13 protein-coding genes are annotated in these 15196 nt (G+C 54.4%); 8 read left to right on the forward strand and 5 right to left on the reverse strand.

From position 1 onward, the window contains the following. Positions 1-94 precede the first annotated feature (94 nt). The 6 genes from ACWAU0_RS00710 (at position 95) to ACWAU0_RS00735 (ending at position 5810) form a co-directional block, all read left to right on the forward strand. A complete protein-coding gene (locus tag ACWAU0_RS00710; protein ID WP_458138049.1) occupies positions 95-358 on the forward strand; it encodes a hypothetical protein in 264 nt (87 codons plus the stop codon). Positions 359-688: 330 nt separating this feature from the next. Then, positions 689-2470 (forward strand): NAD(P)H-dependent oxidoreductase subunit E, encoded by a 1782-nt coding sequence (locus ACWAU0_RS00715; RefSeq protein ID WP_458138050.1) that lies wholly within the window; start codon positions 689-691, stop codon positions 2468-2470. Position 2471: 1 nt separating this feature from the next. Then, positions 2472-3311: a 2Fe-2S iron-sulfur cluster-binding protein gene (locus tag ACWAU0_RS00720; RefSeq protein WP_458138051.1), complete on the forward strand. Its 840-nt coding sequence runs from the start codon at positions 2472-2474 to the stop codon at positions 3309-3311. Beyond that, a complete protein-coding gene (locus tag ACWAU0_RS00725; protein WP_171696189.1) occupies positions 3301-3840 on the forward strand; it encodes an NADH-quinone oxidoreductase subunit B family protein in 540 nt (179 codons plus the stop codon). Before ACWAU0_RS00720 ends, ACWAU0_RS00725 begins: the two co-directional genes overlap by 11 nt. A 12-nt stretch (positions 3841-3852) precedes the next feature. Then, positions 3853-5364, forward strand: a complete 1512-nt coding sequence (locus ACWAU0_RS00730) for a Ni/Fe hydrogenase subunit alpha (RefSeq protein ID WP_458138052.1) — start codon at positions 3853-3855, stop codon at positions 5362-5364. Then, positions 5361-5810 (forward strand): hydrogenase maturation protease, encoded by a 450-nt coding sequence (locus tag ACWAU0_RS00735; protein ID WP_458138053.1) that lies wholly within the window; start codon positions 5361-5363, stop codon positions 5808-5810. Before ACWAU0_RS00730 ends, ACWAU0_RS00735 begins: the two co-directional genes overlap by 4 nt. A gap of 57 nt (positions 5811-5867) precedes the next feature. Here the strand turns inward: ACWAU0_RS00735 and ACWAU0_RS00740 are convergent, their stop codons facing one another. The 3 genes from ACWAU0_RS00740 to ACWAU0_RS00750 form a co-directional block, all read right to left on the reverse strand. After that, on the reverse strand, positions 5868-7034 hold the full coding sequence (locus ACWAU0_RS00740; protein ID WP_319962903.1) for a hypothetical protein: 1167 nt from the start codon (positions 7032-7034) through the stop codon (positions 5868-5870). A 111-nt stretch (positions 7035-7145) separates the two neighbouring features. Continuing rightward, positions 7146-8054, reverse strand: coding sequence for a hypothetical protein (locus ACWAU0_RS00745; RefSeq protein ID WP_319962902.1), 909 nt, complete (start codon positions 8052-8054; stop codon positions 7146-7148). 223 nt (positions 8055-8277) lie between these two features. After that, positions 8278-10065, reverse strand: coding sequence for an alkaline phosphatase D family protein (locus tag ACWAU0_RS00750; protein WP_458138054.1), 1788 nt, complete (start codon positions 10063-10065; stop codon positions 8278-8280). Positions 10066-10415: 350 nt separating this feature from the next. Here ACWAU0_RS00750 and ACWAU0_RS00755 point away from each other — a divergent pair, with 350 nt between their 5' ends. Beyond that, entirely contained in the window at positions 10416-11066 is a 651-nt protein-coding gene (locus ACWAU0_RS00755) for a hypothetical protein (protein WP_319962900.1), read from the forward strand. 314 nt (positions 11067-11380) lie between these two features. Here the strand turns inward: ACWAU0_RS00755 and eutC are convergent, their stop codons facing one another. Together eutC and ACWAU0_RS00765 are read right to left on the reverse strand one after the other, a co-directional pair. Beyond that, a complete protein-coding gene (gene eutC, locus ACWAU0_RS00760) occupies positions 11381-12157 on the reverse strand; it encodes an ethanolamine ammonia-lyase subunit EutC (protein WP_319962899.1) in 777 nt (258 codons plus the stop codon). Between the two features lie 2 nt (positions 12158-12159). After that, a complete protein-coding gene (locus ACWAU0_RS00765; protein ID WP_458138055.1) occupies positions 12160-13542 on the reverse strand; it encodes an ethanolamine ammonia-lyase subunit EutB in 1383 nt (460 codons plus the stop codon). A gap of 196 nt (positions 13543-13738) precedes the next feature. Here ACWAU0_RS00765 and ACWAU0_RS00770 point away from each other — a divergent pair, with 196 nt between their 5' ends. Continuing rightward, positions 13739-15184 carry a flavin monoamine oxidase family protein gene (locus ACWAU0_RS00770; protein WP_458138056.1) on the forward strand — a complete coding sequence of 482 codons (1446 nt, stop codon included), beginning with the start codon at positions 13739-13741 and terminating at the stop codon, positions 15182-15184. Positions 15185-15196 lie beyond the last annotated feature (12 nt).

Raw genomic sequence — 15196 nt, forward strand, 5'->3', positions numbered from 1 at the left:
AACAAGCCTGTTTGATAATTCAGCCGGACATGTTCAATCGCACATGCCAACGCGGTTTTTTTGGATTCATCAGCGATTAAGTCAGGTTATGACTATGGACAATGACATTTTAATCGATCAAGCCCGACAGCTTTATGCGGCATTGCATGCCAGACAGATTGGGCTGTTGACTCCCAACCTTACGGCATTGGATCGCCTAGAGCGTTTGATTTTCAGTGCCTATGGCCGTTACCAGCGCCGCTTGAACCGTTGCGCGCTTTGTTACCAAACCCGCCAGCATGACTGTGAGCGGGAGCCCGGTAAAAAGCGTATTTCTTGCCAACGCCGCAACCCCTTCGCCGCTGTTGCCCGGTTTTAACCGGCAATATTTTGCTGTCCACACCCGGCTAATTTGTTTAGTATTGCGTCATGGATGGCGGCGAATTTGCGCAGCTTCCGCGGCGGTATCGATAGACATTGCAGCCGGGTTGTGTGCATTGACGCATAGAGAGACAAGGCAGGCACTTTCGCTTGGCAAGCGGGAAGTATCGACTTCCACAACTGATCTTGTGGATTCGGTCTTGCATTTACGCAGCCAGTGAACGATTTGAAAAATCTAGCGCCAAGTTAAGATGGTGTGTGGGTGGCTCATGATTTTTCAATTGCAATGGGACACGACGATTCAACCTAACTGCCCAGTAACTCGACGATGAATAGTTTTATTCGATCCGTACTTGCAGAGGCGGACTATAAACCAGAAAGGCTCTTGCAGATGCTAAGAGCCGTGCAGGCGCAGTACCTGCATATTCCCCAGACGGCTATCGAGCAATTGGCCGCAGCGCTGCATATTCCCCGCACGCAGATTATTGCCGTCGCGGAATTCTATAGTTTCTTGCACCTGACACCACAGGGCCGTTACGACATTCATATCAGCGATTCGATTACCGACCGGATGCTAGGCAAGGAAAAACTGCTGAATTACCTGGCGGAAAAGTTGCACGTCAAAGTGGGTGAAGTCCGCGCGGACGGGCTGGTCAGTTTGAATAATACCTCCTGCACCGGCATGTGCGACCAAGGCCCGGCCGGTTTGGTTAACGGCTATGCGTTGACCCGTCTGGACCCTGCCAGAATCGATGTCATCGCCAAACTAATCGAACAGCAAGCGCCGTTAAGCGATTGGCCGGCCGAGTTCTTCGCGGTTGAAGAACCGATCCGCAAACCCGGCCTATTGCTCAACCAGCCATTCGAAAACGGCGCGGCGATAGCAGCGACCTTTGCCCGCGGCCTGACGGAAACCCTGGCGGAAGTGGACAGTTCCAATCTGCGCGGCCGCGGCGGCGCCGGCTTTAAAACTGCATTGAAATGGCGAACCTGCGCGCAACAAACTGCCACACCACACTACGTAATTTGTAACGCCGACGAGGGCGAACCGGGTACATTTAAAGACCGGATGCTGCTCGATCTGTATGCCGACCAAGTCTTTGAAGGCATGACCTTGTGCGCGGCGATTATTGGTTCGGATCAGGGCTTGCTGTATCTGCGCGCCGAGTATTTATTCCTCTACGAGCAATTGCAGCGCGTGCTAAAGCGCCGCCGCGATAGCGGTTTGCTGGGGCGCAATATTCTCGGTCACAGCGGCTTTGATTTTGACATCGAAATCCGCATGGGTGCCGGTGCCTATATTTGCGGCGAAGCCTCGGCGCAAATCGAGTCCTTGGAAGGCAAGCCCGGCATACCCCGGGTCAAGCCGCCCAACTCGGTGATCTGCGGCTATCAACGCAAACCCACCGTGGTGGACAACGTCGAGACTTTTTTTGCTGCCACCCACATCGCCATACAAGGCGGGCAATGGTTTGCGGAAGTCGGCACCGCGCAATCCACCGGCAGCAAACTGCTCAGCATCAGCGGCGACTGCGCGCGACCAGGCATTTACGAATACCCGTTCGGCACATCAATTGGAGAGATTTTGCAAGACTGCGGTGCGGATGACGTGCTGGGTGTGCAAGTCGGCGGGCCGTCCGGCACCTTTATTTCCAATAAGGAATTGCAACGGCGCATAGCCTTCGAGGACCTGTCCACCGCCGGCTCGTTTATGGTGTTCAACAACGGCCGCAATATTTTCGACATCGTGCAAAACTTTACCGACTTCTTTGCCCATGAAAGCTGCGGCTTTTGCACGCCCTGTCGGGTCGGCACCACGCTGTTGAAAAATCAGCTTCGGAAAATTGTCGAAGGTAACGGCGCTGCGGTCGACCTGGAAGAACTCAACGAGATATGCCTGGTCGTCAAAAACAACAGCCATTGCGGTTTGGGGGATTCGGCCGCCAATCCGATTCTAAGTACCCTGGCCAGCTATCCCGAGCTGTATCTTAAGCAATTAAAGCAGAGCAGTTTTACCCCGGGTTTTGACTTGGACGCCACCCTGGCCGTGGCCCGCCGTATGGCGCAGCGCGACGACGACGCGGCGCATTTATCGCAAGTGGAGAACTGACATGAGCGGCACTCTTTGCATCGACGGCATCGCCGTGCCGTTCAGCGACGGCCAAACCATTATCGAGGCGGCGCGCACTGCCGGCGTGTACATTCCTTATCTGTGCCACCGGCCAGGTTACGCCCCGTACGGCAGTTGCAAACTGTGTACGGTCAAAGTCAACGGCCGCACCAATACCGCCTGCACGCTGCCGGCCGCCGACGGCCAGACCGTCATCAGCAACAGCCCCGATCTGCAACACGACCGCCAGCGCATCACACAGATGCTGTTCGTGGAAGGCAACCATTTCTGTCCTTCTTGCGAAAAATCCGGCAACTGTCAGTTGCAAGCCGTCGCCTACCATCAAAATATGCTGGATAACCACTACCCGCATTTTTATGCCCAACGGGAACTGGATGCGTCGCACCCGGATATTTTGATCGACCACGACCGCTGTATTTTTTGCAATCTGTGCGTGCGCGCCAGCAAGGAAAAAGACGGCAAGGAGGTGTTCGGCATCGCCGGGCGCGGCATCCACAAACGCCTAATCATCAACTCGCCTAGCGGCAAGCTGAAAGACAGCGAGATTAGTGTCGACGACGAGGCCGCCCATGTCTGCCCGACCGGCGCGATTCTGGTCAAACGCAGCGCCTATCTGGCACCGATTGGTGAACGCATCTACGACGGGCATCCCATCAGCGAAGTCGCCTGCGAAAAATCGGTTATCAAAGCCGGCGAGGCCCGCGGCTACCCAAGCTGCGACCCGACCAAACTGGCGGAGTCAGCTCAGCAGAACGGTGGCCCGGACTCCCACTACGCGGCGACCATGCCGCCAGCTCCGGACATCAAACATGGCCGCTAAGATTAAAATCGCCACCACCTCGCTGGCCGGCTGCTTTGGCTGCCATATGTCGTTTCTGGATATAGACGAGCGCCTCTTGAAATTGGCTGACAGCGTCGAATTCGACCGTTCGCCGCTCACCGACATCGAGCACTGCGGCCCGTGCGACATCGGCCTGATCGAAGGCGGGGTGTGCAATTCCGAAAACGTGCATGTGCTGCGCGAGTTTCGCGCTAACTGCAAAATTCTGATCGCCGTCGGCGCTTGCGCCATCAACGGCGGCTTGCCGGCGCTGCGCAATTTTTTCAAACTGGAAGACTGCCTGCTGGAAGCCTATCAGGACGGTATCGGCGTGGACAATCCGCAGATACCCAGCGACCCGGAATTGCCTTTGCTGCTGGACAAGGTACGACCGGTCCACGAGATCGTCAAAATCGATTATTTTATGCCCGGCTGTCCGCCGTCCGCCGATGTGTTTTGGCACTACCTCAGCGCATTGATCGAAGGCCGCGACCCGACTTTACCTTACGAATTAGTCCATTACGACTAACGGAGGAGCCCCGTGTACGAATATCTTGAAACCGCCGATCCGGCCTTGGTCGAGTCAGGCAAGTTAAAACGGGTCGCCGTCGATCCGGTATCCCGCGTGGAAGGCCACGGCAAAGTCACGCTGCTGCTCGACGAAAACAATCAAGTCCAGCAAGCCCGCCTGCACATCGTCGAATTTCGCGGCTTCGAAAAATTCATCCAAGGCCGTCCTTACTGGGAACTACCGGTGATGGTGCAACGCTTGTGCGGCATCTGCCCGGTCAGCCACCATCTGGCCGCAGCCAAAGCCATCGACCAGTTGGTCGGCGTCGATCCGGCCAATTTGCCGCCGGCGGCGGATAAGTTGCGGCGCTTGCTGCATTTCGGTCAGGTCTTGCAATCGCATGCCTTGCATTTTTTCCACCTGTCCAGCCCGGATTTGCTGTTCGGATTCGAAAGCGAGATCGGTAAGCGCAGCATTGTCGCCGTGTTGTCAGATTATCCGGATATTGGTTTGCAAGGCGTGAAACTGCGCAAATACGGCCAGGAAGTGATCCGCATGGTTTGCGGCAAGCGCATTCACGGTACCGGCGCGATTCCCGGCGGCATGAACAAAGCATTGAGTAAAGACGAACGCGATTATCTAAAACAAGACATTGGCCAAATCGTGAGCTGGGCGCAAGGTGCTTTGCAACTGGTCACAAAAGTCCATACTTCTAACCTGCCCTATTACGACGACTTCGCCACCATCCGCAGTAACTACCTGAGTTTGACCAAACCTGACGGTGCGTTGGAGCTTTATCACGGCGGGATTAGGGTGAAAAACCCGCTAGGCGAAACCCTGGTGGATCATTACGATTACTGCGACTATCCGGAGTTGATCCGCGAAGAAGTCCGTTCCTGGACGTATATGAAATTCCCCTACCTGACGGCGCTGGGCAAAGCCGATGGTTGGTATCGGGTGGGGCCGTTGGCGCGGGTCAACAATTGCGATTTTATCGACACACCACTGGCGGAAGCCGCGCGCGTCGAATTCAAACAGCACGGCGGCGCGGCGATGGTACACAGCACGCTGGCCTTTCATTGGGCGCGCATGATCGAATTGCTACATTGCGCGGAAAGCATCCAAATCTTGTTGGATGATCCGGACTTGCTGAGTAACGACTTGGTCGCCAAGGGCGAAAAACGCTACGAAGGCATAGGCGTCATCGAAGCGCCGCGCGGCACGCTGTTTCATCATTACCAAATAGACGAAAACGACATTGTCACCAAAGCCAATCTGATCGTCTCCACCACCAGCAACAACACGGCGATGAACGAATCGGTAAGACAAGTGGCAGCCGAATATCTGTCAGGCCGGGAACTGACCGAACCCTTGCTGAATAATCTGGAAGTGGCGATCCGCGCCTACGATCCGTGCCTGTCCTGCGCCACGCACGCGGTCGGCAAAATGCCCTTGCAGTTGGAATTAGTCGACGCGGACGGCAAACTGGTGGACAAACTGATTCGGCATAGCAACGGCGAATTTATTCACGGCAGAGAATGACTAAACCCATTTTGGTGTTTGGCTACGGCAACCCCAGCCGTGGCGACGACGCCGTTGGCCCCTTGGTATTGGATTATCTGGCCGAGCATCTGGACCTGAGCACTATCGAACTACTCAGCGACTTTCAGTTACAAATCGAGCACGCTTTGGATATACAAGACCGCGAATGGGTAGTGTTTGTCGATGCAGCCGTAGAGTGCCCGGACAGCTTTACCTTTACACCATTAACCCCAGCCCAAGACCACAGTTACTCCAGCCATGCGCTGAGCCCGGCCGCGCTGCTGTCGGTCTATGCAGCCGTCGGCAAACAGCCGCTACCACCCTGCTATTTATTAAGCGTCCAAGCTGAAGCCTTCGAACTGGGCAGCGGGTTAAGCGAACGCTGCGCGGCTAATTTGATAGAGGCTTGTCGGTTTATAACCGAGTTTCTAAAACAAAGGCCGTAAGGCGTTTTCCAAGTCCGGCGAAACGTCTTTCAGCCTTAAAGTTTGAAAGCTAAGCGGCTAGCGCGATGCCCGGAATTTTCGGCTTCCCAATAGCCCGAGTAGACCGCTGCCAAACAACCAGAACGCTGCAGGCAGCGGAACGGGGGCCGCTAAAGGCGTCATTTTGAAAGCACTACCACTTCCGGTAAACGTCAAACCGGTAACAAAACCCAGCGGATCGCTGGGATCGATCATGGCGGAAGTTTCGATGCCGGCTATGCGGAACTTGCCAACGCCGTTTTGAAAACCCAATTCGCCGAAATTAAACCAAACGCCCGCCAACAAGCGGATACCGCTGTCGACGTATTCACCGCTGGTCTCGTTCCAAATCAGCAGTTCGAATTTGCCATCGCCGTATTGGTTGGGAATCATCACATCGCCGAATAAGGTGTCGGCATTTAACGCTTCATAGGTGTAAGCCACCGCCACATCCGGGTCGTAAAACCCGCCTGGTTTTGGATTTCCGTTGCCATCCAAAACCGGCATGGGCGGTGTACTGAATGTAAATCCATCGTTGCTTGGTGTTGGTAAAACCGGTGCGGAAGGCAATGCAACCTGAGACGTTGGCGTGCTGACATTAAAGGTATCGATCAGGCCGCTAATACGAAAATCCAATAAACCGTTGGTGACTTTGTTGATGGAATAACCAAATTTAAGTGGCTGCGACTGGAATATGCTGTTTAAGTCTTCGGTTTGAAACGAAGCAATATTGAAGCGAGATGGATCGAATAATGCTGTAATGGAAAACTCGGTTCCAGTAACAGTTTGCTCGTTATTGCCAAGGTTAATCGCCTCGAAAGAGACTACGTCGTAATTTCCCGCACTCACATAGCCGTGATAACCGTTTACATCGATCTCGGTTTGAGTGATATTTTGATTGTCTTGAAATGCAGCCCCAATACCTTTATTGCTAACAAAAGAAAACTTATTTTGAATTGCCGTGGACAGATAAGTATTGTTCCAAAAACCACTTTCCCATTCGGTATAAGGCGGAGTGGCCGGATTAAAATGGCTACCATCCGGTTGATCGGGATTGAACAAAAACTGGCCCGAGAACGAATCGCCAATATTCGCCATATTGCCGTCGCTAAAAATAATATGGCCTTTATAGGAAATTTGCTGGGTGGCGTGAGCGTTAACCGAGGCAAGACACAACGAGAGTAAACCGAAGGTTTTTATTTTCATGATAATCTCCAGACTGACGTGGATTTATGAGTGTCAAAAAGCGGGTGGTTTGACCACTTTTCCACAGCCGTCCTGACTTGGCTTGAGTAAGTACGAGGCCAAACCGTCCAATTAAGCATTGAGAACCATCTCCATGATCTTTTCCGCCTGATTGTCCGGAAAACCCAACGCGATGATGTATTGCCGAAACACGGCTTTTTTGTTTCTACCTACTTTACCTTCCACCGACATCACGGTCGCAATCCCGGTTAGTAAAATGTTTCTTTGCTGATCGTTGAGATTGCCAGCGACCGCCTTGATATAAGCAATCAATAGCTTTCTTGATAATTTCCCTGCAGGCATATCCTCGGGGTTAAGCTTAGCGAGGTCGTTAACAGCAATCCCCAGCCGCTGCATAATAGCGAGTATGGCATGTAATTTATTAGCATCAAAATTCCGATCTATACGCGCAACATCGACTAACACCTCGCGCAATAACAGCACAAAACTACCATGCAAGACTTTATCAACTTTAGCGACGACACGTCGTTGCAGCTTGCCGGACAAAAAAGCTTCCAGGGCAACAATAACTACCAATCCAGCCAAGATAGCCAGGCCCCAAAGCCACTGGCCGCCAACAGTGTCATCCCACGGCACCTGCAGCGGCGGCATGGGGTTTGGCAGCACCCCAGATTTTTGCAATGATTGAATGGTAGTTTCGTCCAAAACCCAGTATTGGCTTGAATTTTTGGCATAGACGGCATAACCGACCACGTCTGTTTTAGTCGGAACAAGCAAACAGTGATCCTGTAAATGAATACCAAATAGATACCCATCGGAAGCCCATTCGGCCGGCATACCTGTTTTTTTAACCTGTTGATCCGAGGCTTTTAATTCACCCAAATCGTAAAAATGATCCTCAATACCAAAGCAAACGTGAACTCTTCTGGCTTCAGCCGGCGAACTAATCAATAACAACAAAAGAACACAGACCTTCAACAGCACTGGCGTGTTTGAGGAGTTTCTGATCAATTTATCCATGCTAAATTTCGAGTCTAATTACAAGGCTGAGCCCCAAATATATACAGACAAAACATTAAGACCATATCGCCGAGGCATCCGCGCCAGCAGTCAATCCACCACCGCATGTGCTTCGATACACTAGTCCCCAGCAAAACAGCTGATGTTCTGCGAAAAACCTCAATCCGCAGTTGCTGTTGCAGATAATGCGGCAACTGACAGACATCCCCTGCCGCCCACTTAACTAGGCTTTTTTGCGTTTGCCAAACGCCAGACCCAATAAAGAGCTACCAAACAACCAGGCCGCGCCGGGAACCGGTACGGGTTGTACAGAGCTTGGCGTGATTCTGAACTGGCTGACGATTTGTGGCGTGCGGTTGACGATGCCGCTCAAATCGTTGGCAATATCGCCGACGTTGTAGGCGGGAATGCCATAGGTGGTGACCAGCAGTTGTTGAGTGACCTGATCGATTTCAAACTCGGTCCAGCCAAAGGTGTGCGTGGCGACGTAATCGCCTTGCAGCAATTCGGCCTGGATTTTGCCGTCGGCGCTAGCCAGATTGGCATCCAAGCCCAGCGGGTCGTAACCCAGCGGCGTCAAAGCGCCATTGGTTACCGACTTGATGAAACTGTCCTTGGCGGCAATGCTGGGCAATGTGTCGTAGAAGGCTTTTTGTTGCGGCGTCAATAAACCTACCGCGGCCGCCAATTGCGCGACTGTTGGGCCAAACGGCGCGTCATAGGCTACGGAACCGGTGGTGATTTCGAAGGCGTTGGTGGCTTTTTGCTCACCGAACGGTGTGAGTTGATAAGTCAGGTTATTCACCAAAGTACCGTGAATGTCGGCCGACAGGAACACCACGTTATCGATTTTGTTGTCGTCGATAAACTTCAGGATTTCGGTACGTTCGGCGGCATAGCCTTCAAAGCGGTCGCCAGCACCAACCACCCCCAGGTTTTGCATTGGCTCAGTGACAGCGATAAATTTCCAGGTGACGTCATTTTGCTCAGCTGACAGCAGATCGGCTTTCAGGTCGGCGATTTGCTGCTTGCCCAGCATGGTCCGGCTCGGGTCGAACGAGTTGGCCAAAAAGCCGCCAACCGAAGCTTGGCTTAAAGGATTCGCATCGGCTAGTTCTTTGTCGCGAAACGAGCGCGCATCCAACACCATCAAGGCCGCGTCATTGCCGAAGGTTTGGTTGCGGTACAACTTGACTTCGCCGGCCGTGCGAATGTCGCCGGTGGCGCCGTAAGTCTCGTTGCGCAGCGGATTGTATTCCTGAAAAGCCTGGATACCATTGTTGTACAAGGTACTGTCATTGATCCGAGTGCCGGCCGGATCGGCATTGAAACGCGCGTCGGTGGCGACATCGGCGCCGCCGGCGAAGTCGTTGGTCACTTCGTGGTCGTCTATCGTGGCAAACACGGCGGTCGATTGGCGCAGATCGGCCAAGCCGTTCATGCCGCCCTTGGCGCTATACACTTCCGCGTGCTTGTTGCGGTAGTCGGCCAGGGATTGCGCTTGTTGTTGGCCGCCGTTGACGTTGGAGGCCACGTCGCCGTAAATGGTATCGCCCATCGCCACAAAAAAATCCAGGTTTCGCTGGCTGGCGTTTTTCACGGCCGGATACGGTAGTAATTCACCGCGCCAATCGCCGGATACACCAAAGCGCAGACCAGTGGTGTTACCCAATGCCGCAGCGGTTTTAAATTGGCCGCGGGCTATCGCACCAACGCTATCGATAGCACGATAGTAATAGGTAGTATCCGCGGACAAACCCGAGACATCCCATTTGACCGGCGCCAGCGGGTCATTCACGGTCTTAAAGCTGGAACCGACATTCTGCGTAAAAGCGCTATCGGTCGCGTACTGGAAATATAAATCACCGGCGGTATTGGACCTTCCCCACAGTACGGCGGAAGTTTGGCTGACGTCGCCCGCGGCCACGCCGTTGGGCAATGCCGCTTGCGCTTTACCGCCCAGAGCGACCAGCGTCGCGACGGCGGTTAATCGAACTACTTTGAATTTCATGAGGGTCTCCAAGGCTTTAAGACAAAAAACGTGAACGAGTCGGCAACGCCGGAGTCTAAAACCGCTCGGTGACAATTTGATGAATGGTGTGACGGCTCGATAACCTGGGGTGTTATCGATAACGGTAAACGAACTCGTGAAGGACGAATCAACGGTAAATCTGCCCGAACCGCTTACCAAAACAATCGTGGATTTTTAGAGACTCCCATAAACCATTCGGGTTTCAACTATACTTACGACACAACGCCGAGAACGCAATACCCGGCGTGAGGCCCGCCCGTTTGCCTACCGGGACAGCGGAAAGCGGGGCGCTTGCAATTGCCAAGAATCAAACTCTAGAGGGTACAACCATGCTGGTGGACGAAGGCGAAAAAATCAAGGTTCTAGTCAGAGAGTTCTTTAAAAAAGGCCATAAATCCAGTAACAAGCTTTACGACGTCGATCTTGCCGGTTCTGCCGTTTTGGCGAATATGAGCGCTAAAGGCATGACCCGATGGCTGGAAGCCGACGAGTCTGCCAAACACAGGCTGAATGGCGCCACGTCACACTTGGAGTTGGCCGAGAAATTGGTGAAGATGACTATTGCGGACCGCTCGGGCAACTGCGGAGAGATGGCAGCCTTGAGCGCTTACTACACTAAGAAAATCTACAATATCAAGCGCGACTTACTCTATATCGGCATCGTTTACGGCAAAGGCGACCACGCTTTTTGTTTGGTTTCGCAGGAAGCGATCCCGGATACAGCACGTAAGTATGCGTCTACAGCCGATTTCACCAGCCGCAAGATCGCGCAATCCTGGCTAATCATCGACCCTTGGCTAAATACCGTTTGTTACGCATCCGACTATCTGACCAAAAGCGGCGAGAAGCTCGATCAATGGGCGACGGACGGCAAGCGCGTGTCCTGGCATGGTGGCTCTCAAGGCCCCGGTTGGTACGTGCCAAACGGCGAATACAAAACCGAGTTCGGCAAAGCGCCGGTGTTTTTGGACCCTTTCTAGCCGCCCGTTCCAACTGCAATAGCGGCCAATTGCATTGCGACGAAAGCACAGGTTCAGCGAGCTATGACAGCCCAATCGGCCAATCATCTCTCCGGCCATCATTGATCAAGTCTCGTCAAGTCGCAGGCTTGCGCCGAAATCAACACATCGTGGAACTGCATCACCGGTCCTAAATCGGCTTAATCCGTCGGCATGCGACATGAAAGCGGCCATGAAATCTTCCGCCGATTCGAACAGAAAATGGCACATCGTGTCGACTGTCAGGATGCGGGAGCAGTTGCCGAGCCACATTTGCCTTGGCGTAATCAACTGGTTCAGAGTTTGTTTAACAACTCCGCGCTGCCAATCTCGGTAAGCCACTGCGCCGGCATATCGTCTTTCAACGCTACCCCCGAAAAACCCAGTTGCAGCGCCTGCTTGCTCAAATAAACCAGTTTGGCAGCCGCGGCGCTGTAGCTCAGGCCGGCGGGCGGGCGAATGTTGGAGATGCAGTTGCGTTCGGCGTCGGTGTTGCCGACTTGCGGGGCGTAGGTCAGGTAAATCCCCAGGCTGTCAGCGGCGCTTAGACCGGGCCGCTCGCCGACGATGATGACAGCCAGGCGCGCGTTCAATAATCCACCGATTTCGTCGGCCAAGGCCACCCGGCCATTGGGCACCAAACACACCGGCCCCAACCGCAGCTTGGCGGCCCGGTAAGCAGCAACGATGGCGCTGAGCAAGGGCAAGCCGTGCGTATCCAGGGCGGCGGACGACAAGCCATTGCTGACAATTAAGGCGACGTCGATTGAGGGTCGGCTGCGAGCCATCAGGTGTTCCCGGCTGGCCAGTGCCAGGCAACGCCCCCAATCGGGACGTTGCAGGTACTGGGCGCGGCTGGCGACCGGCGTGGCAAGTACCAGCGGCTCCAAATCCAAGCTTTCCAAGCCTTCGGCAAATGTCACCACATCCCAAACTTGATGCACAGCATCCCGCGCGGCCGCGTGGGCCAATTGAAATTCCAATAGCGCTGCCGTCGGCAGACTACAACCGGCGCGGCCTTGGGCAATTCTGGCCTGGGTAAATTGCCGTAAGCTAATCCACGGATCGTTCATCGTTAAGCCCGCGGCAAGCCATGAAAGTTGGCCAGCAATGGTGTGGCGTTACGCGCCGCGGCCAAGCGGTTTTGACCGTCGAAAATACCCATCCGCTCCAACCAAGCCTCGAACTCCGGCGCCGGCCGCAAGCCCAATACTTGTCGTAGATACAACGCATCGTGAAACGAAGTACTTTGATACGCCAGCATTACGTCGTCGGCACCGGGTATGCCCATTATAAAGTTGCAGCCGGCCACTCCCAGCAGCGTCAGCAGGGTATCCATATCGTTCTGATCGGCCTCGGCATGGTTGGTGTAACAAATATCGCAGCCCATCGGCACACCCAGCAACTTGCCGCAAAAATGATCCTCCAGACCGGCGCGGATGATTTGCTTGCCATCGTATAAATATTCCGGACCGATGAAGCCGACCACGGTGTTGACCAGCAACGGATCGAACGCCCTGGCGACCGCATAAGCCCGCGCCTCGCAGGTTTGCGCATCGATACCGTGATGCGCGTTGGCGGATAAGGCGCTGCCCTGCCCGGTTTCGAAATACATCAACTGTTGGCCTACACTCGCACGGCCCAAGTTTTCCGCCATGGCCTTCGCTTCGCGGAGCATTGCCAGGTCGACACCGAAACTACGATTAGCCGCTTCGGTGCCGGCGATGGATTGAAACAGCAAATCCAGCGGCGCACCGCGCCGCATCAATTCCATGCTGGTGGTCACGTGGGCTAGTACGCAAGACTGGGTGGGAATTTGATACTGAGCAATGATCTCGTCCAGCAAATTTAACAAGCTGTGGACGTTGTGCAGATTGTCGGTGGCGGGATTGATGCCGATCACCGCATCCCCGCTGCCGTAAAGCAAACCATCCAGAATGCTGGCGGCGATACCGCGCGGATCGTCGGTTGGATGATTGGGTTGCAGGCGGGTAGATAAGCGGCCCGGCAAGCCGATGGTGCTGCGAAAGCGGGTAACCACCCGGCAACGGCGCGCCACGGCAATCAAATCCTGGTTGCGCATGATTTTGCTGACCGCGGCCACCATTTCCGGCGTCAGCCCGGCCGAGATTGCCGCCAAATCGTTATCCTCGGTTAACAGCCAATCGCGAAATTCGCCCACGCTTAAATTCGCAATCGGCGCAAACCGCTGCGGATCATGGCGCTCCAGAATCAAGCGGGAAACTTCGTCTCGCTCCGGGGCCAGCAATGGCTCTTCGATAAATCGCCGCAAGGGTACCTCGGCCAAAACCTGCTGCGCGACCGCACGCTCGACTTCGGAATCCGCCGCCAAACCGGCCAATTCATCCGCTGCCCGGCGCGGCGTAGCCTTAGCCAACAAGACACGCAAATCGCGAAAATGAAAGCTTTTGCCGTGTGCGGTTGCGGAATATTTCATCAGTTGGGCAGCTTACGATGGGGTAAAACGCGAGAATACGACAAGTTTGTGACTATTATGTGACATAGCCGGTGGCGGACCTTTAGTTACCATCAAGTCATTTGCCTGCAATATTTGGCTCGTACCGTAGCGAGAATTCGCTGCCAATTCCAACGGCAAACGGCTGGCAACCCATAAACACGCAGAGGCGACGCCGATGACCACCCTATCCCTCAAGCAACTCAACCGTTCCATCTATTTCATTGCGTTGGCCCTGTCGCTAAGCCTGCGCTCCGTTACCTTAGCCGCCGAACCACTTAGCGCCGATGTGTTGATCGTCGGCGCCGGCCTGTCGGGTTTAAGTGCGGCCTATCATTTAAAGAAGGCCGGCAAAACTGCCGTGATTTTGGAAATGAGTCCGCGTGTTGGCGGCCGCATCCGCACCGCGGCTTACCCAGACGGCACGTATGCCGAAGTGGGTTTGGAAGAGTTTTGGGAAAATAACCCGGCTATCGAGATTTTCCGGGATTTGCATGTGCCGATGGAAACGGCTTACAGCAGTTTTTCCAGTTTTTATTACCAGGGCAAGCTGTATCCGTTTACGCAAAATACCAATCAGGAGTTTCTGGCATCGGTGTTGGATAGCGACGAATTGCAAGCCTATCAACGCTGGGACGCCAAAATGGCCGAGCTTTACCGGCAATTGGCTTTACGGCCTTTGCCCGAGGCGATGCTCGCGCTGCAAGAAATTTCCTTCGCCGACTGGATCGAAAGCACCAGCGGCCTGTCGCCCAAGGCCCAAGAGTTGGTGCGCATCGAAACCGAACCGGAATACGCCACCTCCTGGCGAAAAATCAGCGCGCTGGATGGCATTGCCGAATGGCATTATTTTTCCGGCGACGGTCTGGCGCCACGCCATGTAGTCGGCGGCAATCAACGCGCCGTGCGGGCGCTGGCCGATTTTATCGGCCGGGACCGCATCCTGCTCAACCAGCAAGTCACTCATATCACCGCCACCGATAAAAATGTGGAAGTGCTTACGTCCGACCAAAGCAGTCTGCGGCAAAAGCTATTCCGCGCCAAATACGTGATCACTGCCATTCCATTATTCCGGCTCAACGACATTCAGTTCGCTCCGCCGTTGAGCGCCGAGCGAAAACAGGCTATCCAAACCCAATCGGCTGGCGCCTACTTTACGGCGCACGTCACGGTGGATAAGGCCGCCAGCAGCTTCTGGACCCGCGACGGCGACAGCATACTGCCGATTATGACCGACAGTCCTTTGGGGGTAATTTATGCGGGTGGATCAAAATCCGGCGCCGATGCGCTGTTGAATTTATTGGTTAGCGGTGCGGACGCAGAACGGTTTAACTCGCGGATGAGCGATCCGGACCAGATTCGCGAAGCGTTGCTGGCGGCGTTTGACAAACAGTGGCCGGGCTTCCGGGAGTCGGTCAAACGGATGAATTTTTACCGTTACCATCCGCGCGCGATAGCATCATGGCCGGTCGGCCGGTCGCGCTTCGATAGCCTGTCTGAGTCGTTAAGAAAACCGCAGGGCCGCGTCTATTTTGCCGGAGACTTTACCGAGGACAGCCACTCCAACGGCGCCAGCCTATCGGCAATACGCGCGGTTAAGGACATTTTGCAAAAACGCGATTAACCCGCGCTTGGC

This window comes from Methylomonas sp. Uni0009 (genome assembly GCF_054188105.3).